This window comes from Flavobacterium sp. AC274 (assembly GCF_979258275.1).
This window is the reverse complement of the sequence record NZ_OZ409852.1, coordinates 4,674,719-4,697,259: the sequence shown is the minus strand read 5'-3', so window position 1 is coordinate 4,697,259 and position 22,541 is coordinate 4,674,719. Positions and strand designations below refer to the sequence as shown.

The 22,541-nt window shown below is 32.7% G+C and carries 19 protein-coding genes and 2 pseudogenes; 5 read left to right on the top strand and 16 right to left on the bottom strand.

The window, feature by feature from the left end:
• Nucleotides 1–146 precede the first annotated feature (146 nt).
• The 3 genes and pseudogenes from ACZZZT_RS21320 (at nucleotide 147) to ACZZZT_RS21310 (ending at nucleotide 5,068) form a co-directional block, all read left to right on the top strand.
• Nucleotides 147–1,433 carry an anthranilate synthase component I family protein gene (locus tag ACZZZT_RS21320; protein WP_463461841.1) on the top strand — a complete coding sequence of 429 codons (1,287 nt, stop codon included), beginning with the start codon at nucleotides 147–149 and terminating at the stop codon, nucleotides 1,431–1,433.
• A 230-nt stretch (nucleotides 1,434–1,663) separates the two neighbouring features.
• Nucleotides 1,664–2,973 (top strand): annotated as a pseudogene (gene tilS, locus ACZZZT_RS21315) (tRNA lysidine(34) synthetase TilS).
• A pseudogene (locus tag ACZZZT_RS21310) lies at nucleotides 2,973–5,068 on the top strand (protein-disulfide reductase DsbD family protein). Before tilS ends, ACZZZT_RS21310 begins: the two co-directional pseudogenes overlap by 1 nt.
• Nucleotides 5,069–5,278: 210 nt before the next feature.
• Here ACZZZT_RS21310 and ACZZZT_RS21305 read toward each other — a convergent pair.
• On the bottom strand, nucleotides 5,279–6,604 hold the full coding sequence (locus tag ACZZZT_RS21305; protein WP_042566579.1) for an ammonium transporter: 1,326 nt from the start codon (nucleotides 6,602–6,604) through the stop codon (nucleotides 5,279–5,281).
• Between the two features lie 314 nt (nucleotides 6,605–6,918).
• Between ACZZZT_RS21305 and ACZZZT_RS21300 the strand changes: the two genes are divergently transcribed.
• Together ACZZZT_RS21300 and ACZZZT_RS21295 are read left to right on the top strand one after the other, a co-directional pair.
• Entirely contained in the window at nucleotides 6,919–7,890 is a 972-nt protein-coding gene (locus ACZZZT_RS21300) for a Gfo/Idh/MocA family protein (protein ID WP_463461840.1), read from the top strand.
• 78 nt (nucleotides 7,891–7,968) lie between these two features.
• Nucleotides 7,969–9,504, top strand: coding sequence for a YifB family Mg chelatase-like AAA ATPase (locus ACZZZT_RS21295; protein WP_042566574.1), 1,536 nt, complete (start codon nucleotides 7,969–7,971; stop codon nucleotides 9,502–9,504).
• A 237-nt stretch (nucleotides 9,505–9,741) separates the two neighbouring features.
• On the opposite strand, the gene ACZZZT_RS21290 is transcribed toward ACZZZT_RS21295, so the two are convergent.
• The 15 genes from ACZZZT_RS21290 to ACZZZT_RS21220 all read right to left on the bottom strand — a co-directional run bounded on the left by ACZZZT_RS21290 (nucleotide 9,742) and on the right by ACZZZT_RS21220 (nucleotide 22,386).
• The gene (locus ACZZZT_RS21290) at nucleotides 9,742–10,110 is read right to left on the bottom strand and encodes a nuclear transport factor 2 family protein (RefSeq protein WP_042566573.1); all 369 of its coding nucleotides are present in this window, start codon (nucleotides 10,108–10,110) and stop codon (nucleotides 9,742–9,744) included.
• Nucleotides 10,111–10,280: 170 nt separating this feature from the next.
• Nucleotides 10,281–11,870 carry a ribosomal protection-like ABC-F family protein gene (abc-f, locus tag ACZZZT_RS21285; protein WP_463461839.1) on the bottom strand — a complete coding sequence of 530 codons (1,590 nt, stop codon included), beginning with the start codon at nucleotides 11,868–11,870 and terminating at the stop codon, nucleotides 10,281–10,283.
• Nucleotides 11,871–12,035: 165 nt separating this feature from the next.
• Nucleotides 12,036–12,899 (bottom strand): alpha/beta hydrolase, encoded by an 864-nt coding sequence (locus ACZZZT_RS21280; protein WP_302095132.1) that lies wholly within the window; start codon nucleotides 12,897–12,899, stop codon nucleotides 12,036–12,038.
• A gap of 70 nt (nucleotides 12,900–12,969) precedes the next feature.
• The gene (locus tag ACZZZT_RS21275) at nucleotides 12,970–13,650 is read right to left on the bottom strand and encodes a GNAT family N-acetyltransferase (RefSeq protein ID WP_302095133.1); all 681 of its coding nucleotides are present in this window, start codon (nucleotides 13,648–13,650) and stop codon (nucleotides 12,970–12,972) included.
• A 15-nt stretch (nucleotides 13,651–13,665) separates the two neighbouring features.
• On the bottom strand, nucleotides 13,666–14,184 hold the full coding sequence (locus ACZZZT_RS21270; protein WP_463461838.1) for a hypothetical protein: 519 nt from the start codon (nucleotides 14,182–14,184) through the stop codon (nucleotides 13,666–13,668).
• 55 nt (nucleotides 14,185–14,239) lie between these two features.
• Nucleotides 14,240–15,427 carry a COG3014 family protein gene (locus tag ACZZZT_RS21265; RefSeq protein ID WP_463461837.1) on the bottom strand — a complete coding sequence of 396 codons (1,188 nt, stop codon included), beginning with the start codon at nucleotides 15,425–15,427 and terminating at the stop codon, nucleotides 14,240–14,242.
• A 260-nt stretch (nucleotides 15,428–15,687) separates the two neighbouring features.
• The gene (locus ACZZZT_RS21260; protein ID WP_463461836.1) at nucleotides 15,688–16,158 is read right to left on the bottom strand and encodes a hypothetical protein; all 471 of its coding nucleotides are present in this window, start codon (nucleotides 16,156–16,158) and stop codon (nucleotides 15,688–15,690) included.
• A gap of 32 nt (nucleotides 16,159–16,190) precedes the next feature.
• Nucleotides 16,191–16,850 carry a DUF1624 domain-containing protein gene (locus ACZZZT_RS21255; protein WP_463461835.1) on the bottom strand — a complete coding sequence of 220 codons (660 nt, stop codon included), beginning with the start codon at nucleotides 16,848–16,850 and terminating at the stop codon, nucleotides 16,191–16,193.
• A 251-nt stretch (nucleotides 16,851–17,101) separates the two neighbouring features.
• A complete protein-coding gene (locus tag ACZZZT_RS21250; RefSeq protein ID WP_302095138.1) occupies nucleotides 17,102–17,491 on the bottom strand; it encodes a VOC family protein in 390 nt (129 codons plus the stop codon).
• 297 nt (nucleotides 17,492–17,788) lie between these two features.
• The gene (locus ACZZZT_RS21245) at nucleotides 17,789–18,154 is read right to left on the bottom strand and encodes a hypothetical protein (protein ID WP_463461834.1); all 366 of its coding nucleotides are present in this window, start codon (nucleotides 18,152–18,154) and stop codon (nucleotides 17,789–17,791) included.
• Between the two features lie 80 nt (nucleotides 18,155–18,234).
• On the bottom strand, nucleotides 18,235–18,459 hold the full coding sequence (locus tag ACZZZT_RS21240) for a hypothetical protein (RefSeq protein ID WP_463461833.1): 225 nt from the start codon (nucleotides 18,457–18,459) through the stop codon (nucleotides 18,235–18,237).
• A gap of 244 nt (nucleotides 18,460–18,703) precedes the next feature.
• Nucleotides 18,704–19,153 (bottom strand): hypothetical protein, encoded by a 450-nt coding sequence (locus ACZZZT_RS21235; protein WP_463461832.1) that lies wholly within the window; start codon nucleotides 19,151–19,153, stop codon nucleotides 18,704–18,706.
• A gap of 325 nt (nucleotides 19,154–19,478) precedes the next feature.
• Nucleotides 19,479–20,426 carry a phosphatase PAP2 family protein gene (locus ACZZZT_RS21230; RefSeq protein WP_463461831.1) on the bottom strand — a complete coding sequence of 316 codons (948 nt, stop codon included), beginning with the start codon at nucleotides 20,424–20,426 and terminating at the stop codon, nucleotides 19,479–19,481.
• Nucleotides 20,427–21,025: 599 nt separating this feature from the next.
• The gene (locus tag ACZZZT_RS21225; protein WP_463461830.1) at nucleotides 21,026–21,667 is read right to left on the bottom strand and encodes a hypothetical protein; all 642 of its coding nucleotides are present in this window, start codon (nucleotides 21,665–21,667) and stop codon (nucleotides 21,026–21,028) included.
• 206 nt (nucleotides 21,668–21,873) lie between these two features.
• Entirely contained in the window at nucleotides 21,874–22,386 is a 513-nt protein-coding gene (locus ACZZZT_RS21220; protein ID WP_463461829.1) for an alpha-ketoglutarate-dependent dioxygenase AlkB, read from the bottom strand.
• Between the last annotated feature and the right edge of the window lie 155 nt (nucleotides 22,387–22,541).

The window sequence follows — 22,541 nt, the reverse complement described above, 5'->3', positions numbered from 1 at the left end:
TCATTAATGATGATTTTTTGTTAAAAAAAATAATTTTGTTAATGCGCGCTAATTCGATATACTAAAAAGTGTGCCAATAATTTTTGAGTATTCTTTTATCGAAGGATTTTTTTGTCGTAATTTTGAAGTCTAAAATTTATACCTTTTTGAGAGTTTCCATTCATAAACATATTCCCCATCCAGAGCAGTTTAAGCAGCAACTTTTGGTATGGTCACAGCAATTTCGCGAAGTCGTTTTTTTGGATAGCAATTCGTATCCGCAAGAATATTCGAGTTTTAATTGTATGTTGGCGGTAGATGCTTTTACGTCTTTAAAAACAGATTTTCATAATGCTTTTGAAGACCTGAAACAATATCAGCAAACCACAAAAGACTGGCTTTTTGGATACTTAACATACGATTTAAAGAATGATGTCGAAGATTTAAAATCAGCAAATTTTGACGGATTGGATTTTCCGGATTTGTTTTTCTTTCAGGCTAAAAAAATATTTATTCTGAAAGAAAATCAGCTTGAAATCCAGTATTTATTGCTTTGTGATGATGAAGTTGAAGAAGATTTTGAGGAAATAGTTAAAAGTGAAAAATTAGAATATAAAAGTCAGGAATCTTTAGAGATCGAACAAAGAATCAACAAAGAATTTTATATCGAAAAAGTAACAAAAATGTTGAACCATATTCACGCAGGGGATATGTATGAAGCCAATTTTTGTATGGAATTTTTTGCCGAAAATGCGATTATAAATCCGCTTGAAAAATTTCAGAAACTGAATGAAATCTCGCAAGCACCATTTTCTGTTTTCTTTAAAAATAACAAACAATATTTACTTTCAGCATCTCCTGAGCGATATTTGAAAAAAGTAGGAGATAAGTTAATTTCTCAACCTATTAAAGGAACTTCAAAACGATTTATTGATCCTATTGAAGATGAAAAATCAAAACAATTTCTGGAATCAGATGCAAAAGAACGTGCAGAAAATATTATGATTACCGATTTGGTTCGCAATGATTTATCGCATACAGCGCAAAAAGGTTCGGTTGAAGTTGTGGAGCTTTGCAAGATTTATTCGTTTTTGCAAGTTCATCAAATGATTTCGACCATAACTTCAAAATTAGATCCGCAATATTCTTCAATTGATGTTTTAAAAACCACTTTTCCAATGGGAAGCATGACGGGCGCACCAAAAATTTCGGTAATGAAAATTATCGAAAACCTGGAAGAAACCAAACGTGGTTTGTATAGCGGAGCCGTTGGGTATTTTACTCCGGATGGTGATTTTGATTTTAATGTGGTTATTAGAAGCATTTTGTATAATCAGGAAAATCAATACGTTTCATTTTCAGTAGGAAGTGCCATTACATCGCAATCTGATCCTGAAAAAGAATACGAAGAATGTTTATTGAAGGCTAAGGCAATGCATGAAGTTTTGAGATGAAATATTAGCCACGAATTCACGAATTTTTTATTTGACAAAAAAATATTAGCCACAGATTAAAGGATTAAAATGATTAAAAAAAATCTTTTGAAATCTTCTAATCTGTGGCAAAAAAATCTGCTTAATCTGCGTGAAAAAATTAGTGCTAATTCGTGCAATTCGTGGCAAAAAAACACACGCTTAACAATTCATTTAAAAATAGATCGAATTTAATTTTTTACATTTATCAAATGTTTTCAAATTTTCAAAATTATATCGTTTCAAGATTTCCATTTTTGGAAGGAAAAAAATATTTCTAGCCGTCAGTGGAGGATTAGACAGTATGGTTTTGCTGTATTTATTTCAGCAATTGCCTTACGAAATTGCTGTTTTACATTGTAATTTTCAACTTCGGGGATTAGAGAGTTTTGGAGATCAGGACTTCATTCAAAACTATTGCGATCAAAATAATATTCCAATTTTTACAACCCAGTTTGACACTGAGGCTTTTGCAAAGGATTATAAACTTTCTACACAAGTTGCAGCACGTGAATTGCGTTATAGCTGGTTTTATGAACTTTTGGAAACCGAAAACTTCGACTATATTTTTACCGCTCATCATGCCGATGATAATCTGGAAACTTTTATTATCAATTTAACGCGAGGAACAGGATTAGACGGTTTAACCGGAATTCCGGAGCAGAATGATAAAATTATACGTCCGCTTTTGCCTTTTTCGAGAGAAGAAATCCTGAAATATGCCGAAGAAAATAATATAGAATGGCGCGAAGACAGCAGTAATGCATCAAATAAATACCTTCGAAATAAAATCCGTCATGATTTGGTTCCGATTTTGAAAGAAATCAATCCCAACTTTTTGAATGCGTTTCAAAAGTCACAATCGTATTTGCAGGAATCAAAAGAAATGGTTGAAGATGCATCGATTATGATTTATCAGCAAGTGGCAAAAGAAGCAGGCGATGATATTCATTTTGATTTAAATCAGCTTAAAAAATTACCCAATTACAAGTCTTATTTGTACCAATGGTTGAACGAATTTGGTTTTGTGGCTTGGAATGATATTTATGATTTGGTTGATGGTCAGTCTGGTAAACAGGTTTTTGCTGCAGAATTTCGATTATTAAAAAATAGAAATACCTTGATTTTGAGTCCGATTTCTGAAGAAGACGAAACAGAAGAATATCAAATCAATGAAAATGAAGAAGACGTTAATTTTCCCTTAAAATTGAAGCTTTGTCGGGTAGATGACATTACAATAGATTCAAATAAGTCTATCTTTGTGGACGCCGAAAAAATCCAGTTTCCTTTGGTTTTACGTAAATGGAATGAGGGAGATGTTTTTCATCCTTTTGGTATGAATGGCCAATCTAAAAAAGTGAGCAAACTTTTTAAAGATGAGAAATTGTCGCTTATTGAAAAAGAAAAAACCTGGATTTTATCTTCTGATAATCAAATTGTTTGGGTTGTAGGGATTAGGCAGGACGAACGTTTTAAAATAGAAAATACCACTAATAAAATACTTAAAATAGAATTACAATAATGAACTTTACTCAATCCTATCAAGCTTCAATATCAAAAAGTGTCTGGAATAAAACCATTGTTTTTTTGTTATTTTTCATTTTTGCTTTTGCAAAAGGTAATGCTCAAATTTTAGAACCGGTAAAATGGACTTCTAAAATTGAAAAAAAGGCAATAACGCCGTTTTAATTTTTGATGGTACTATTGAAAAAGACTGGCATATGTACTCGCAATTTACTCCGGAAGGAGGCCCGCTTGCGTTGGAGATTGTCTTTAAAAATCAAAAAGGAAACTACGAATTAATAGGCAAAGCCAAAGAAGGAAAAACCAGAACGGCTTTTAATGACGTTTTTGGAGTAAATGAAACTTTCTTTGAAGGAAAAGCACATATCGAACAGGAAATTAAGATTATAAACCCGAATTTAAAAACAGTTGATGTTGATTTTGACTTTCAGGTTTGTAAAGAAGTTTGTATCAATTCTAATAAAAAATTCTCAATCAGCGTTCCTTCTACTTTTAAAATGGATGCCGTTCCTGCAATAACAGAATCAAAATTAGACGAAACAAAAGTTCCGGCTTTGGTTGTAGATACTGTATCAAAAGCACCAGCTTCGGAAATAAAACAAGTTATTAAAACTGATAAGGCTTTGGCGGAAGCTAATGAAGAAATTCCTGCACCGGCATCTTCAAGAAGTTTGTGGTCAATCTTTTTTATTGCTTTTATTTCAGGATTTGCGGCATTGTTAACGCCTTGTGTGTTTCCAATGATTCCAATGACAGTAAGTTTCTTTACAAAACAAAGTAAAAGCAGGGCGAAAGGAATTAGAAATGCTATTATTTATGGATTTTCGATTATCGCTATTTATGTAATATTAGGATTAATTGTTACTAAGGTATTTGGTGCAGATGCTTTAAATGCTTTGTCTACAGATGTTTGGTTTAACCTGATATTCTTTGTTTTATTGATTGTTTTTGCGGTTTCATTTTTGGGAGCTTTCGAAATTATGTTGCCAAATTCATGGGCAAACAAAGCAGATCAGCAAGCAGACAGAGGCGGAATTGTTGGAATATTGTTTATGGCTTTGGCTCTTGCAATTGTTTCCTTTTCATGTACAGGACCAATTGTGGGAACGTTATTGGTTGAAGCAGCTTCAAATGGAGGAATCGCACCAGTTATTGGAATGTTAGGATTTTCATCTGCAATGGCTTTACCGTTTATGCTTTTTGCGATGTTCCCGGGTTGGTTAAATACATTACCAAAATCGGGCGGATGGCTGAATACCGTTAAAGTAGTTTTGGGATTTTTAGAATTGGCTTTAGCATTCAAATTTTTATCAAATGCAGATTTGGTTCTTCAGTTACATTTACTAGAAAGAGAAGTTTTCTTAGCGATCTGGATTGCTATTTTTGGAACTTTGGCTTTTTATCTTTTCGGAAAAATTACATTGCCACATGATAGTCCGTCGAATCATATTTCAGTTGGAAGATTATCTTTCGGATTGATTGTTTTGACTTTTACAATTTATTTAATTCCGGGACTTTGGGGAGCACCTTTAAAATTGATAAGCGCTTTTCCACCGCCTCAGACATATAGTGAAAGTCCGCTTGGATTTGGAGGTTCTGGAGGAGCAGGTAACGGTGTTGTTTCTGAAAAAGGATTACCAGAAGGAGCAGAGTTAGGGCCACATGGTATTATGGTTTTTCATGATTACGAAGATGGTGTAGCTTTTGCAAAATCAATCAATAAACCGATCATGCTTGATTTTACAGGATATGCCTGTGTAAATTGCAGAAAGATGGAAAACAATGTTTGGTCTGACGAAAGAATTTTGCCCATCTTAAAAAATGATGTCGTACTGATTTCTCTTTATGTTGATGATAAACGCGAATTGCCAAAAGAAGAACAATTTGTAACAGCCGCAGGAGATAAAATTATAACTGTTGGCGACAAATGGACCGATTTTATGATCTCAAAATATAAAACGAATACTCAGCCTTTATACATTATAACTGACTTAGAAGGAAAAAATCTAAACGATACCAAACCAACAATTAGTTATGTGAGTACCGAAGAATATTTGGTTTGGTTGAAACAAGGGATTTCTAATTTTAAATAAAGAATAAAGAGAATAGAAGAAAGAGAATAGAATAAAGAGAATAGAAGAAAGAGAATAGAATAAAGAGAATAAAGAGAATAGATGAAAGAGAATAGATGAAAGACTTCTATTTTAATCTAAAATCTGCGATCTACAATAATCAAAAAAGCGCTCTGAATAAGAGCGCTTTTTTTTGGTTAGTTTTGTTTTTTTGGTTTTGGAAATTGATTATTATAAGTATTCTCCGTGTTGAGAAATGTCTAATCCTAATTCTTCTTTTTCTTCAGTAACTCTTAGAGGAGTAATTTTATTTACAACGAAGAATAAAATGTATGAACCTACGAAAGCAAATACAGAAACAAGTACCAATGCTTTTAATTGTGTTAAGAATAATGTAGCATCACCAAAGATTAAACCTTGATTGTCACCAACAACTGAATTTACTGTGTTAGACGCAAATACACCTGTTAATAACATTCCTACCATTCCTCCAACACCGTGACAAGCGAAAACGTCAAGAGCATCGTCAATTTTTCCTTTAGGGAATTTGCTTACTACAAGGTTACTAATTACAGCGGCAATGATACCAATTGCTAAAGCGTGAGGTATGCTTACGAAACCAGCAGCAGGCGTGATGGCAACTAAACCAACTACAGCACCAATACAAGCTCCCATAGCAGATAATTTGTGACCTAAAATTTTATCAAGGAAAACCCATGCCATAGCAGCAGAAGCAGCAGCAATTGTAGTAGTTCCTAAAGCTTGAGCAGCAAGACTTCCGGCTCCAACAGCAGAACCTGCATTAAATCCAAACCATCCAAACCATAATAAACCTGTACCTAATAATACATAAGTAATTCTGGCAGGGTTTACTTTTTGAACTTTACGTTTTCCTAAAAAGATTGCTCCGGCCAAAGCAGCCCAACCAGCACTCATGTGTACTACAGTACCACCAGCGAAGTCAAGAACTCCCCATCCAAAAAACAATCCGTCAGGATGCCAAGTCATGTGACATAATGGAGCGTATATAAATATGATAAATAAAACCATGAACAATAAGTAAGCCCAGAAACGAACACGCTCTGCAAAAGCTCCAGTTATTAATGCAGGAGTGATAATAGCAAATTTTGCCTGAAATAAAGCAAAAAGAATCATCGGAATTGTTGGTGCCAACTCCCAGGCGGTATTCGCGCTTACTCCCTGAAAAAATATATTTGATGAAGGATTTCCGATGAAACCACCAATTGATGGTCCAAAACACAATCCGAATCCAATTACTATCCAAAGTACAGTAACAATTACCATTGCCATGAAACTTTGAAGCATAGTACTGATTACGTTTTTCTTTCCTACCATTCCTCCATAGAAAAATCCTAATCCTGGAGTCATTAATAATACAAACGCAGTTGCAACAACCATCCATGCAGTATCACCTGTATCAAGTTTTAATTCAACAACGTGAGCGCCTAATGTTTTTGATTCAGTAACAAATGAGATAGAAAAAATAGATAGTAATAAAATCGTGATAAGAATCACGCTTAAAATAATTTTTCGCATAGTTATTTAGTTTTAAATTTTTGATAAAAATATAAAATCAATCAACACCCCTATAAAAAATAGAGTCTAATGTTTAATTTTTGTTAATATTTCATTTTAACCCCTCAGTTTTGAATGTATTTGTTAAAACGGACTTAAAATTTACAATTTGGCAACATTTTTTTAGTCTGATTTGAGAATTTACATACTTTTCCTGTTTTTTTATTAATTTTTTATGATTGAAACACATGGATTATTGCCGAAAATCGTCTTATTTTTTATGTTGATGATGTATATTTGATCTTTTTAACATTTTTTATAATTAAAACTTAAGAATGGAAATTCAGAAAATTAAATGGGGAATTATAGGTTTAGGAAACATTGCCAATCAGTTTGCTACAGATTTACAATTGCTTGAAGATGCCGAATTAGTTGCCGTAGCTTCCCGAAATAAGGACAATGCAAATGCGTTTGCACAAAAATACAACTGCCCTAGAGCCTACAATTCTTACGATGCTCTTTTTGCAGATAAAAATGTAGACATTATATATATTGCCACTCCGCATAATTCTCATGCTGAATTATCTATTAAAGCATTAGAAAACGGTAAACATGTTTTATGCGAAAAGCCAATGGCACTTTCATATAATGATGCTGTTCGAATGATTGAAGCTTCAAAAAAACACAATAAATTTTTTATGGAAGCTTTCTGGACACGATTTATTCCGTCGGTTCAGGATGCTTTGGCAAAAGTGAAAAACGGAGAAATTGGAGAGGTAAAATATCTTAAAGCCGATTTTAATTTTATTGGAAATGAAACACAGGGAAGCCGGTTATTTGATAAACAAAGTGGAGGAGGAGCTCTTTTTGATGTTGGCGTCTATCCTTTATTTCTCTCTTATATAATGTGTGGAATTCCAAAAACTACATGTGCAAAATCTATTTTTCACGAAAACGAAATCGATTTACAGACATCCATAATTTTAGAATTTGAAAACGCACAAGCCATTTTGCATACTTCAATAGTGTCAGAATCTGATATGAAAGCCGTAATTGCAGGAACGAAAGGAAGAATCGAACTCAACGCGCCATGGTTTATGGCAGATGGTTATTCGATTATAAAAGAAGAAAAAGAAACCGCTTTTAGTTTTCCGAATTTAGGAAAAGGATATTCGTATGAAGCTATAGAATGTCATAACTGCATTAGAAACAATCAAATAGAAAGTAAACTTTGGTCACATCAAAATAGTTTGGATTTGAGTAAGATTGTGGAAGGAATTAAAAATCAGGTTGGATTAGAATTTTAGTTTTTATATTTTGTAGTAAAAAAGCTATAAATTAAATATTTTTAATTAGTTTTAAAAATATTTAATGAAAGAAATATTATGCTGATTAAAGTTTACGGAAGCGCCGTTTTTGGAGTAGAAGCCACAACCATTACTGTGGAAGTTCATATGGATAAAGGTATTGGTTATCATTTAGTTGGATTACCAGACAACGCCATAAAAGAAAGCAGTTTTAGAATTGCAGCTGCTCTTAAAAATAACGGATTAAGTCTTCCGGGGAAAAAAATAACGATCAATATGGCGCCCGCCGATTTGCGAAAAGAAGGTTCTGCGTATGATTTGCCATTAGCAATTGGGATTTTAGTAGGCTCAGATCAGATAAAAGCACCCGAAGTAGAGCAATATGTTATTATGGGAGAACTTTCATTAGACGGAAGTTTACAATCTATAACCGGTGCTTTGCCCATTGCCATAAAAGCCAAAGAAGAAGGTTTTAAAGGATTTTTTCTGCCAAAGCAAAATGTAAAAGAAGCCGCAATAGTAGCAGGATTAGATGTTTACGGAGTCGAAAACTTACAAGAAGTAATTGATTTTTTTGAAGGAAGAGGAACGCTTGAACCAACCGTAATAGATACCAGAACCGAATTTTATAAAACATTAGATTTTCCTGAATTTGATTTTTCTGATGTTCGCGGACAAGAAAGTATAAAACGCTGTATGGAAATTGCGGCTTCAGGAGGTCATAACATTATTTTGATTGGTCCGCCCGGAGCCGGAAAAACAATGCTGGCCAAAAGATTACCCAGTATTTTACCGCCAATGACGTTGCGTGAAGCACTCGAAACCACTAAAATTCATAGTGTTGCCGGAAAGTTAAAAGAAGTAGGTTTAATGAATCAAAGACCATTTCGTAGTCCGCATCATACTATTTCGAATGTTGCTTTGGTAGGAGGAGGGAGTTATCCGCAGCCTGGCGAAATTTCGATGGCGCATAATGGTGTTTTGTTTTTGGATGAATTACCGGAGTTTAAACGAGATGTTCTCGAAGTAATGCGTCAGCCGTTGGAAGATCGTGAAGTCACGATTTCGAGAGCAAAATTTACCGTAACCTATCCGTCGTCGTTTATGTTGGTGGCGAGTATGAACCCGAGTCCGAGTGGATTTTTTAATGATCCGAGTATGCCAAATACTTCTTCGCCACACGAAATGCAACGTTATATGAGCAAAATTTCAGGGCCGTTATTAGACCGAATCGATATTCATATTGAAGTAACGCCTGTTCCTTTCGAAAAATTATCAGACGACAGAAAAGCAGAAAGCAGTGTCGAAATCAGAAAACGTGTAACAGCCGCTCGCGAACTTCAATCACTTCGTTTTGAAGCGTTTCCAAACATTCATTACAATGCGCAAATGAATACCAAACAAATCAGGGAATTTTGCGCTCTCGACGAACAATCAAAACAATTATTAAAAACAGCAATGGAAAGATTAAATCTATCCGCAAGAGCGTATGACAGAATCCTGAAAGTTGCCAGAACAATCGCAGATCTTGATGCTTCGCCACAAATTATTCCGGGACATATTGCAGAAGCGATTCAATACAGAAGTTTAGACCGTGATGGATGGCTGGGGTAATTTTAGATTTTAGATTTTAGATTTTTTTTCGACCGTTTTGTCAGACTGAGCGTCCCGAGGCTTCGGGAGAAGTCCCGCAAAGTTTTTTCACGCAGATTTAAAAAGATTTAAGCAGATTTTTTTTAAAATTAAATCTGCCCAAATCTGCCGAATCTGCGTGAAAAATTCTTTTAATTAAATCTGTAGTACAAAAACTTTGCGACTTCGCGACTTTGCGAGATTAATACTTCAGCTCTTTTATTCAAACTTCAAACTAGCATTCTTCGACATTAAATACGAAGTCAGTTTTTTTATTTTGCCGTTTTCCATTTCAAAAACATCACAAAAAACAGCATCCAGAAGACCTCCATTTTTCATGCTTCCCTGAACAGAACCTTCTGCAATTACAACATTGTTTTCTTCAATCAGTTTTACAATGTGAATAATGGGGCTTCCAACAAAATTTTCATTTTCAATTTCCTTGTCAAAAGCTTTTTTGCCAACATGCTGATAAATTCCGGGCATTTCCCAAACAATATCATCGCTAAGGCAAGCCAGAATTCTTTCATGATCGCTCACTCTAAAAGCGGCCATATATTCGTTTACGGTTTCTTTATTTTGTGTCATGATTATTAGTTTTAGGTTGATTGTTAGTTGTTTTAAACAAATTTAAAAAATTAACCCACTTTGAGCGCAATTAATTTTACATATAGAAACATAGCTTTATACAATGGGAAAGTCGATATAAAAAGATAAGATGACGATTCCTGAAACTTTTAATTTTTAATTCTCAATTTTTAATTAAGTTCAATTGTATTCTGAATATCAATTTGTTCCAAAAAATATTCGTCATGCGAAACAACGATTAAAGTTCCCTGATATTCATTAATTGCCTGAGTCAGAATTTCGATATTCTGAATATCTAAATTATTCGTTGGTTCATCCAAAATAATAATATCCGGTGCCTGATTGCTTATGGTTAAACAGCAAAGTATCAAACGCATTTTTTCTCCACCACTCAAAGCACTGCATAATTTTTCTAAATCATTTTGCGAAAACAAAAACCGATTCAATCGCATTCGTATATCATGTTCCTGTAAACCAGAATTATTGAATTTTTCTGCCTGTTCATAAATTGTAAGCTGGTTATCAATCAAAGAATAATCCTGATCGATATAAACTATTGTCGATTCTGCTTTGTAAACAGTGCCTTGTTTAGGAGTTAATTTTTCGGTAATAATTTTAATCAAAGTTGTTTTTCCTGAACCGTTTTTTCCTTTCAAAGCAATACGATCGCCACTTAAAATTTGAAAGTTTAAATTCTCTTTCCAAAGCAATTCATTATTGTAGCTGTAATTAATATCAGTAGCGGTAAAAAGTATTTTTCCTTTATGAAGTTTGGCATTATCAAAACCAAATTTCATTTTATCAATTTCAGGTAAACCCGAACGCAATTCTTGTAATTCTCCAGAAATTCCGCCAATTTTTTCGGCATGCATGCTTTTTGTTTTTGAGGTACTGTTTTCGGCATTATTGCGTAGAGTATTCATCATTATTCTTGAAACTCCGGCTTTTTCCTGTTTCTTTTTTCCGCGTGCATCCAGTTTTTGCTGGCGTTCAAGTGTTTCGCGTTCCTTTTCTTTGGCTTTACGTAAAGCCTTTTCTTTACTATGAATATCCTGATTTAGAGCATTGTTTTCTATTTGTTTCTGTTCGGCATAAAAGTCATAATTACCGCCATAAACCGAAATTCCGTGTTTGGTTAATTCGTAAACCGTGTTTAAAAGATTCAATAATTTCCTGTCGTGGCTTACAATCAGCAAAGTACTCAAAGTAGTTTGTATGAAATCGTACAATAGTTTTCTTGCTGCAAGATCCAGATGATTACTTGGCTCATCCAGCAAAATAAGTTCGGGCTGATGAATCGAAATTCCGGCGAGGAAAATCTTTGTTTTTTGCCCGCCGCTCAGCGTTTCCAATTTTTGAGATAAATCTAAATCCTGTAATTGCCAATATTGCAAAGCTTCATTGCAGCGATCTTCAATAGTCCAGTCGTCGTTTAGGATTTCCAGATTTTCTTCGGTTACATTACCGTTAAGAATTTCTTTGAGAGCATTGAGTTTATCATCAATTTGCAAAGCTTCGGCAATTGTTAAATGATTAAACTGCCCAAAAATCTGAGGTACATAATAGGATTTTGCATTGGCTTTGAGCAAACCTTCAGAAGGCTGTAATTCGTCTGCAATAATTTTTAATAAAGTTGATTTTCCAACACCATTGTTGCCAATCAAAGCGATTTTTTCCTGCTTATTGGCAGTAAAAGTAATTTTGTCGAATAGCAAATCTCTATTCGTATGTAAATATGAAATGTTTTGTAAAATAAGCATAATTTCTTTCTTTAGGGAATAAACAAATGAGCAAACTGTTGAGCAGATTGCTTTTATAATTGTCTGAAAGAAATTTTATTTCACATAGAATGTTGTAGTTGATTTATCTGTGCAAAGATATAAAAAATATTTTTTTACACTATTTATAAGATTTTACAAGTTTGCTTATTCTTTATTTTCTTTTGGATACAAAACTCTAAAAGCATTAGAAACAGCCTGATGTAATATAGTGCCATGGTTTTCGAAAGGGAGATATTCAAAATGCACGTTTATATTTTTATTTTCAACACACATGATTTTGTCAGCTAAGAAACTAGCATCATCTTCCATAACTCTCGGTATTTCAGTTGGTGTAATTCCTTCATTACCAACTGCAATATAAATATCGATAGGCTGTTTAAAAAGGGCCAGCAAAGGCAACTGATCATCATTTAATATACAGCCATTATCCCACCATATACTTGGACTTATTATGATATATTTATTAAAAAGGGATGGTTTTGTAAATAAGATTTCAGTTTCTAATAATCCGCCTAATGATTGCCCGATTATAGTTTTCGAGTTATTGGTCTTGTATTTCCTTTCGATAACAGGCTGTAATTCTTTTTCAATAAAAGAAATAAATTTATCCGAATGGCCAGATGTCGGATAGGCTTCTTTGTCTTTTTCAATTGTAGTTGGAAAAGTAAAATCCCTTCTGCGATCTACTGTTGCAATTCCCACAACAATTGATTTTGGAACCTTATTGACCCATTCGAAACTATTAAATTGTACCAAACCGGCGATATGAATAAAGTCTTCATTTGCCGAACCGTCCAATAAATAAATTACAGGATATTTTACAGCATCTGCAGGATTGTAACCTTCAGGTAAATAAATGTTTATAATTCTTTTTTCTCCTAATTCTTTAGAATCAATTTCTTCAATTACACCTAATACAAAGGGTTTTGTTGTTGCTGTTGATTTATTTTTTTGTCCAAAAATCGTTAATGAGAAAATAAAGAAAAAGAAAATTAAGATTTTGTTCATTTGTTTTATTTGAATAGGTACTGAAATTTTGAAATCAAAGTTAGGATTAAAATGTCAATACTTAATTTAATTACTTTGTAATATTCCACAAACTCATTTTTCGTCTCGTTATAAAACCCAGTTTTTCATAAAGTTTAATGGCTCCGATATTACTTTCAACAACGTGCAGAAACGGAGTTTTATTTTCTTCAAAAATAGCATTTACAACATGCGTAATCAATTGTTTTGCGTACCCTTTTCCGGTATGATCCGGATGCGTAACGATCGCGCTGACTTCGGTGAAATCATTCATTTTCATGCGTTCACCCGTAATGGCAACTAATTGATTTTCTTTAAAAATTCCGAAATAATTTCCCAATAAAGGTGTTTTATTTTTAAAATATCCCGGCTGCACCAAATTCACCAAAGCACATAATTCTTCATTATGAATTTCTGTTAGCCTTACAATTTCAGTATCAATAGAAAGCTCAATTTTCTCGTAAACAATCATCTGAAGACAAACTAATTCTTTGTTAATTTTTACAGCATCAGAGATTTCAGGTTTTTCACCCACTATAAAAAAGTTATCGTTTAAAGTCGAATAATGATCGATTGCACCAGCAATATTTTCAGAATCAATAAAACCGCCAAACGGACAATAATCAGGATTATAAAATTTGGTGTTTCCGTAATCAATCGCAAATCCTTTATGGGTTTCTGATAAAGAATGCCAAACGGGATTGTCTAGTTTATTTTCTTCTAAGGTTTTCATTATTAACGTTTTTTATCACTGTACTATTTTAGCCTTCAATATTTCTTCCAGGTCAATAATGCTTTTTCTACTTTCAAATTTAAAACCCAAAGAAACCATTACAATTCCTATTATGAGCATAAAAAACGGAATTAACATAAATATTCCGGTTTCAGAATTTAAACCCTCTCCGAATATTATATTATACAATACCGCTAAACAAGCAATAGAAACTCCGCCTAACCAAAGAATCATAAAGGCTTTGACAAAATCAATCAAACCCATTTTGACATTTATTTTCGAACCATTGATGTCATCTGTAATTTCACCTTTGATCACAGGTAAAAATGAGTTTCGGTAGTTTATTGCTTTTTTAATTTCAAATCGATTTTGATAAACTTTACCAATATATGGCTTAGAATAAGAAAATCTGTTGGCACCAAGACCAAAAGATTTTTCGGCTTCAATTTCATTTTGAAGATGCGCAACTAATTCTTCTTTAGTAAATGTAGAACGGTAAACTAGTTCTTCAAAGGGTAATAATTTTTTTAGCATTTATTTTTTAATTGTATTGGTTTTAATTGTTATCACCATGCTTGGTAATCATTAATTATCCCCTAAATTTATTTTTCACAATAATATCTTTAAGCCTCGCTTTTAAATCTTCTCCAGTATCGTAAACCATTTGTTCGTTGTTCGGAAAAGGCACTGCGCGTTTGTTAAAATAAGAAATATAACTATCCTCGCAAGCACTTTTATCTCCTTTGTAAGTCGAATAAATATTTTCAAAAACAAATTCACTTGTAATAGGAAAAGTCTGTGCCAATTGATTTGTTTTCAAATCGACAAAATCAACCTTAGCAGTTACCTGGCAAGATTTAAATTGCTTGAACTCATACACATTAGCGCGAAGCATTCGGTAGTTGTCTACTTTTATTTCCTTGCCCAAACTATCTTTTACAGGTCTTCCACGGCTGTCTAAAAGCGTTTTTACACCATCTTTTATCTGTTTTTCCTTGATGAATTCTTTTTCTTTAATTTGCTCAGGCGAAATATTAATTTGTATAAAATTTACAATTAAACTGTAATCGTAAACAATATTTTTTTGTCTAACGTTATGGTAAACAGTCCATTTATCGTTTAATCCGTAAGTTTTAATATCCAATAAGTCATCCTGAAGTTGTTTCGGAATCACCATATTGGTTTCATTTTTAGCATAAATATCCACAAAATCAGTCCCTTTAAACTGTGCGTCTTCCATCAGTTTTTGTACATTTTTATATCCCGGATTAATACTTTCCAGATAGAATAAATTATCATACGCCTGTCTAAAATCCATTTTGTTTTTTGATTTTAAAAGCACCGAAGAAGTTTCATATAAATATTTAGAAAGCGCATTTTTGCTGCTCACAATCTGATCTGAATAATTATCAAACGGAAAACTGGCATTTTTGCCCTGTTTCAATAAAGGCAGCGGCAATAAAGGTCTTATTTTTTCCTGACGATTATTCAATTGCAGATATGTATTATAAATGCGCTCAGAATTTGCAGGATTAGCCTCTTTTATCATCACTTCAAGATTACGCAAATCCCTGTCTTTTGCTTTCGCAAACGCTTCTTCAAGCAAATAAACATAATCCTGTTTTCCTTTCGAATCTTTTTTTGTTTTCAAAGCCTCGACAGCGCGGTCGATTGCTCCGTCGTAATTTCCGTCGCTTAACATTGATTGCGTGGTTTTTACACCACACGAAGAAAATAGTATAAGTAAAACAGAAAAAAGTAAAGTAATTTTTTTCATCCTAAGACCAATTGATTTTTTCAGCTGTAAATATATCGGTTTTAGATTAATTGAGTTGTAAGAGAAATATCATTTTAAATTTATGAAGCAGAAGTTTTTGTTTCCATAATAACCACCTGTCCCGCTTTCGCCTTTATCTCTTCGTCCCGATAGCCATCGGGACTGCGAGGATACCGGCTCTATCGGGGCTAGATTAGAAATTTATTTTTTATAAGAAATTGAGATTGATACAACATGAAAAAAAGAAAAAAGAAATAACTCTAGATATATCGAAGCCACCAGTTTGATTTTTTCGCTTTATAGTCTCCATACCAAATACAAGGTTTATAAAGAATAACTACAATAGTGATCCAAATTAAATAAATCCCCCAGAGCGGTAATCCGCTTTCTATGTTTTTGGGTCTTCCAAAAGTTCCGGTTGCAAATTCGAGTTGTGACCAATCAAACCCTTGCGCAAAAAGCATGAAGAGTGTTATAGTATGAATTAGATAAAAATGAATGATAAAATAAAACAAAGGCACTTTTCCGTAAATAGCAGTCACTTTTTTAATTCCGTTATTAAATTGATCAGCAAAGGCAAGAAGTAAAAGCATAATACCTAAAGTAACCAGACAATATAGAAGAGAAGGCGGATATTTAGTAACATTCATAAAGGAAATAAATGTAAAAACCGCATCTTTTTGGGATGTCCATAATGCAGGATCTCCATAAATATTGATAAATCGCAGCATAATAAATAATACTAAGGCGCCAAAACCGAATTTTATAAATACTTTTTTCTTTCTTCTTTTGCCATTTCAAAATACCTTCCAAAACCAAATCCGGTTAACATAATTCCTAACCACGGAATTGGCGGATAACCCATAACAAAAACTTTTCCGGCAAAAAGCGGAACCGCAATTGGACTAAAAAATGGAGTTAAAACGGCTTTAAAAACCGATCCTTCGCTAAATGGGATAAGGGGTAAAAGATTATGACAAAAAATGATAATAAGTCCCGTAATTCCTAATTTTTTTGCGGGTATTTTTAAAAGTAAACCTAAAATAATAAACCCAAAACCTATTGTGGCTATGACTTGAAACAATAATGTATGAAAACCAATGTCAAAAAATAAACCAAAATTGACAACCGTAAATTCGAGAAATATCAGCCAAAAACCTCTTTTAATGAGATGTTGTTTTACTTCTTGTACATTATTTTTGCTTTTCAGCGAAAGATAGACGGAAGTTCCTGCCAGGAAAACAAAAATTGGAGCACACAAATGTGTAATCCAACGCGTAAAAAACAACAAAGGAGTTGTAGTTGCTAAATCTGTAGGATTTTGCGTGATAGCGTCAACGTGCATTAAATCGCGAACGTGGTCTAATGCCATAATTATCATTACAATTCCTCGTACTATATCAATTGAATTTTCTCTTTTCATTTTTAATTTGTAAAAAGTTAAATGTTAGAAATAGATTGATAGTATTCTGCTGATTTTAATGATGTGAATTTAATGTTTTTTTTGTCATAAATATAATACAAATATTTTATCCTTACAACCAAAATAGTTAGATGTCTTTTATTTTGATTTATTGTACAGATGTGTGTAAATGTGCAGAGCAGGGTTTAATTGGCATACTGACGTGAATTTACCGCTCATTCCAGGTGAGCCAACAAGAAGTTTTTAGTTTCTCAGTCCGGCCAATGTAAAACATTAAATTTATGACCATCGGGGTCAGAAAATCCAAAGAAATATCCTTTTTCAAAACTTTGCGGTTCGGCAAAAATTGCTCCGCCTGCATTTTTAACAGCCAGCAGCCATTGATGAACTTCATCTGTACTGTCGGCCGAGATCGAAAATATAATTTCATTTCCATGTTTCAAGTCGGCTACTTCATCGTTAACAGCCCATTTAAATCTTTCTTTTACAAAAAAATGAATGATAAAATTATCTTCTCCAAACATAAAACTTGTCAATTCAGTATTTGTTCCGTTTGGTTTAAATCCTAATTCACTATAGAATTTGGTTGTTCGCGCGAGGTCTTCGACGCCTAAATTGGCCCATATTTTTTTAGTTTTCATAAGATTAGTTTTTTAAAAATTAGATTTATTTTAACTGCTAAAATTTTTCTGATACTAAATTTAAGGAATTTTAAATTAAAATAGGAATGTTGACGCACTGCTGTGCGCCTCTACGGATTAGATTGGAGATATTGCCAATGTTTATTTAAGATAAAGATTGTAGTGTAGACGCACTGCTGTGCGCCTCTACGGATTTAGATTGGAGAGATTGCCAATGTTTATTTTACATAAGATTTTTTGTAGAGAAGCACAGCAGTGCGTCTAACGTTATGACAAGGACATGTAATCTGATTTATGTTATTTCTGTATTCTAATTTTTACCTGATAAACAATCTCCCAAAATACAATTGAAAAAACGGCATTGGCAAATATGGCTGTTTTAACCTGATACGGATCGTAATTTAAAAACAGGTGTAAATTTGTGAACTTCAAAGCTAAGAATAGGGATAAGGCTGCAATTGCAACAGAGCAGATTATATTTAGTAAAGCTGTCCATTTTAAGCCTAAGAAGGAATAAATAATATTTAAAACAGCAAAACCACAGCCTAAAGTGATATAAGGATCTGTTTTTAATTTTTCGCCCAATAACAATAAAAGAGGAGTTGAAGTAAGGTATAGAAAAAATAATATGGAGTAGAGCAGGATTCTAATTTGTGGTTTCATTTATTAAGTTACTTAAGATTAAAGTTGAGTTTTAAACATGTTTTATGTGGTAAGTTGGGAACACTTTGGGGTTTAGAGGACTAATATTCATCAAAAGATTTTTCATTCCAATCTGTTTTATTTAAATATTTCCCACAAAAATCATAGTGTTTTATTACTGCATTATCTGGATTCCTATTATATTGAAAAATCCATATTTCATTTTCTATAATTTTTATTCTGCGAAATTTTGTATTGTCACAAGCATCAGCAGAACAAACTAGAATTGTAGATTTCTTAAAAATCACTTTTCCATCTGTATTCATTACTTTGTCAACAATAGTTATTTTTTTGTGAGGCAATTTCCAAAAAATAAATTTTCGATTTCTTTCTCTTTTTTCCGTTTTTACTATTAAGTTTTTGACAGAACATTGTATTTCAGTGAGAATTGTATCTTGTAATGATTTGAATTTGCACATGCTAACCATCGAATGCGAAAAGAGACTAAATACTATTGATGTTAGAAATATTGTTCGCATTTTGATTTTGTAATTATTATGAGCAATTTGACTATTGCAAAATTGCATTTATTTTAGCTTCCGATTTTTCTTTAATAGGGCTATCGGAATGAAAACTCCAGATGATCAGAAATTTTCCTATTGCAAGATATTCTTCCGGATGTTCGTCTGTTGGTTCTTTGGCTTTTCCCCAAAGTAATCCCTGTAAAAAACTATCACCTTTAAATCTGTGATCAAATTCAAAATACATGATAGAGCCGCTATCTCCTTTACTTTTAAAACTTTGAATTTCTTTACTTTTTACAGTTCCAACAAAGCTGGCGTAAGTTGCAATGTCATTATAAAAATTGCAGGCCTGCGGAGAAACACAAATATGACCGTCGCTTAAAGTATAACTTTTGGGAATTTCTTTGCCTTTTAGTTTTAAATCAGCAATAGTCTGGCTGAATATAGTAGTAGTAAATAACAGAAATAATACCGACAGGGGAATCGTAATTTTCATAGGTTTTTATTTTAGTGGTAATTGAATTTTTACCAAGCTAAAATAATATTTTTATTTGAGGTAATTGAAGTGGATTTTGCGTTAGGAGTAAAATAGAATATTGCTTTTGCAAAGGCATTTGCTTTTAAATATAATATTTTACAGTAATGAATTTTATTTATCTTGAAAACGAGTGCGTTAGGGATAGAGGCGCTAACCTTTTGTGAAGTGGAACGGAACAAAAGATATAGCCGATCCCGAAGCTTCGGGACGACCCGGGGGGAACGCCAAAAAAATCCCATTTGCCTTTCGGGAACGGGAATAATTTTTTGTGCTATTTTAGAGTCTAAAAAGTTCCAATAAATTGCAACCCAATCATAGAATTTGAAATTTGAGGAATTAATTGTTTTTGCATTGAAAATTTTTTAGGATTTTCGTTAAAAGCATTAGATTCTTTTTTTGCCATTTGCTTACGACTGCTAATTACTATAGATCGCCCGATTATAGTACCGATTAATCCACCTACCAATAAGTCTGAAACCCAGTGATCGTGGCTTTTTATATCTGAAAGAAATACTGCAGTTACAAATGTATACGGTATCCAATAATTGTTGTATTCCATTTGAAATACTTTGGCAACAGCAAAATATGAGGTAGCATGAAAAGAAGGAAATGAAGTAGCATCACCTCCATGTGTCAGGTGAATTTGATTGTAGTTTCCAAAATCCCACTGATTTTTTGTCCAGGGTTCTTCGACAGGATTATTATCATTTATTCTTCTTTGAGGTCTTTTTCGTGATGCTATAGTTTTTAGAACTACCTGACTTATAACATAAGAATAGGCTAAAGATTTAATAGCATTTACAGCAACAACCTGACCTTTTTTATTGTTAATAGCTAATGAACCTGCATATAACCCAATGATTGGGTAAACAATATAGACGTCAGTTCCGATAACGTGAGGGATTGAGCTTTCAACTTTAGGTAAACTATACTTGATATTAGGTTCTACATTATCGTGCCAAAAACCGGTAGTATGTCTGTCAACGGCTATTAAACCAATTATTCCTGCTGTATAAATAGCAGTCCTTTTCCAGTCACTTGATATAGTGTGTCCCATCGCTGAAAAATCACCGGGCACACTAAGAACGCTGTTTGCTAGTACGGAACCGGCTACTTTGAATCGATTTTCTTTTTTGATTTTTAGGCTGTCATGTTTTATTTTTAAAGTGTCATGCTGAGAAAAGCAGGGAATAGAAAGTATGCTAAAAAAGATTAGGGTGTAAAATTTCATAGTAAAAACAATTTGAAATTAAAATTTATTTAAAATATTCATTAAGCTTCATATAACACAAAAAAGATGCTTTTTTGTAATTTTTACGGATTTTAAACTAGGCGATTATGTTTTTCATTTTGTTTAGTTGTCAAAAAACTTCAAACTTATTATCCCATTTTTTTAAAGATTAAATTAAACTTTGTTAACATATCGGTTTTGATTAACTGTAATAAAAAAATATTTGCCAAGATGTTAAAATTGAGCATCTTATAGTTTACAAAATAAACCAATCCCTATATCTAATATAGGGAAAAATAATGTAAGATTTTTAGTAACAACGATTTTTTTTGAATTTATTGGGGGATAAATAGGGTATTTTAAGGAGATAAAATGATTTTTTTGGGAAGATAATTTGGTTTTGAGGATTATGGATTTTTGTGGGATTGATTTTGAATTATTGAAAATATGGAGTAAAAATTGTAATGATAATGTATGAATCTCGTGATCTAATAATACTTTTTTGATATCCTTTTGACCTATTCCTTTTGTGGGCTTATTGCTGGCGCGCGGGTCACGCTCGTGCCTTTACGATTGCGTTCACAAGTGGGACGCGAATTTTAATTAAATTCACTCAAAACTTTATATTCGATTTCAATATTTGATGTATTTAAAATTTCAATTCTAAGACCTTTAAATCCAATGATTTTTCCTTCGTTTAAATCGTATTGTAATTCTTGAGTAAAAGCAGGTCTTACCATATCATTTATGAATTCTCGATATGAAAAGTTCACTGCATTTCCCGCTTTTCCATTGTAGATAAAAACTTTTTTAAAGCAATCTTCACAGTTAGCGTTTGTGTAAATAACGTTTTTTACTTTCAATTTTCCTTTTTGGTCTTTTGTTAAAAAACCATTAAAGGAATCTATGTACGGAACATAGATGTTTTTTTCTTTGTCAAAAGCAATACCAATAGTACCATTGTCTAAATAGTCTTTTTGATTTGAGTTAAAATATAATTGATAGTTTTTTCTATCTTTTAAAAAAGGCAGTATATCTCCAACCTTATAAGGAAACTTAACAAAATTAATTTTAAAATCTTGTAATTCTGTAATTTCAATAGCTTCTTGATAATCCTCTTGTCCTTGCAAAAATATTTCGACTCCAATTTCGCTTTTCAGGGGAATATTTAGTTCTTTCGTGTTGTACAATCGTCTTTTAAATTGGCCATTAGCTGTAAATGAAATAGACAAAATTATCAATAAAATTATTTTTTTATTTCCATGGCTTTTTTTTAAGTTCTAACTTCCTCATAATTTTATCGCACATTACTGTTTATAACTTATGAAAACCAGATATTTCGGCTAATGATAACTATTTTGAATTTGAAAAGAGATACTGCAATATTATAGTTTGTCAAACTACTATTTTATATCTGTTTATTTTCTAATGATTTTATCACTCCTAATTATATCATTTTTCTCAGCGTTATACTAATTCTTCCAGCTTCTGTTTTTGATTCTGGAATTGAATGTTGCCAAATTTCTTGAACCTCTTGTGTCATATAAATTAAACTTCCTTCCGTTAATTCATAACTTTCAAATAGTTCTCGATTTAATATATTTCTAAATTTAAGAGTTCTAACTGCTCCAACAGAAATAATTGCAATTCCAGTTCGTGGTTCTAAAATATCAATTTGGTCTGAGTGATAACCCATTTTAGATTTTCCGTCTAAATAATAGTTTATGAGGCAATTATTAGGTTCAAAACCAATTATTTTAGAAACTTTTTGATTAATCTTTTTTAGTTCAGGTAAGAATTCCTGAAACGGATATTCGATTTGAGAATAATTGTACGCTTTTCCAAAACTTGCCGTTTTTCTGGCAGTCATTCTTTCATCCCATGTAACATTCACTTTTAAATTTTCAAATAGCTCATTTGGTTTTTCGATAAAATTCTCCACAAATAAAATTCCTTCCATTTTTTTTCTTTATTTCAAATATATTTCTTTTTTCGCATAAAAGGATATAATGCTCTTATGAAAAGGCTTTGCGTCAGGGATAGAGGCGTTATACTTTTGTGAAGTGAAACGGAACAAAAGATATAGCCGAAAGCCGGCCCGGAGGGAGACGCCCA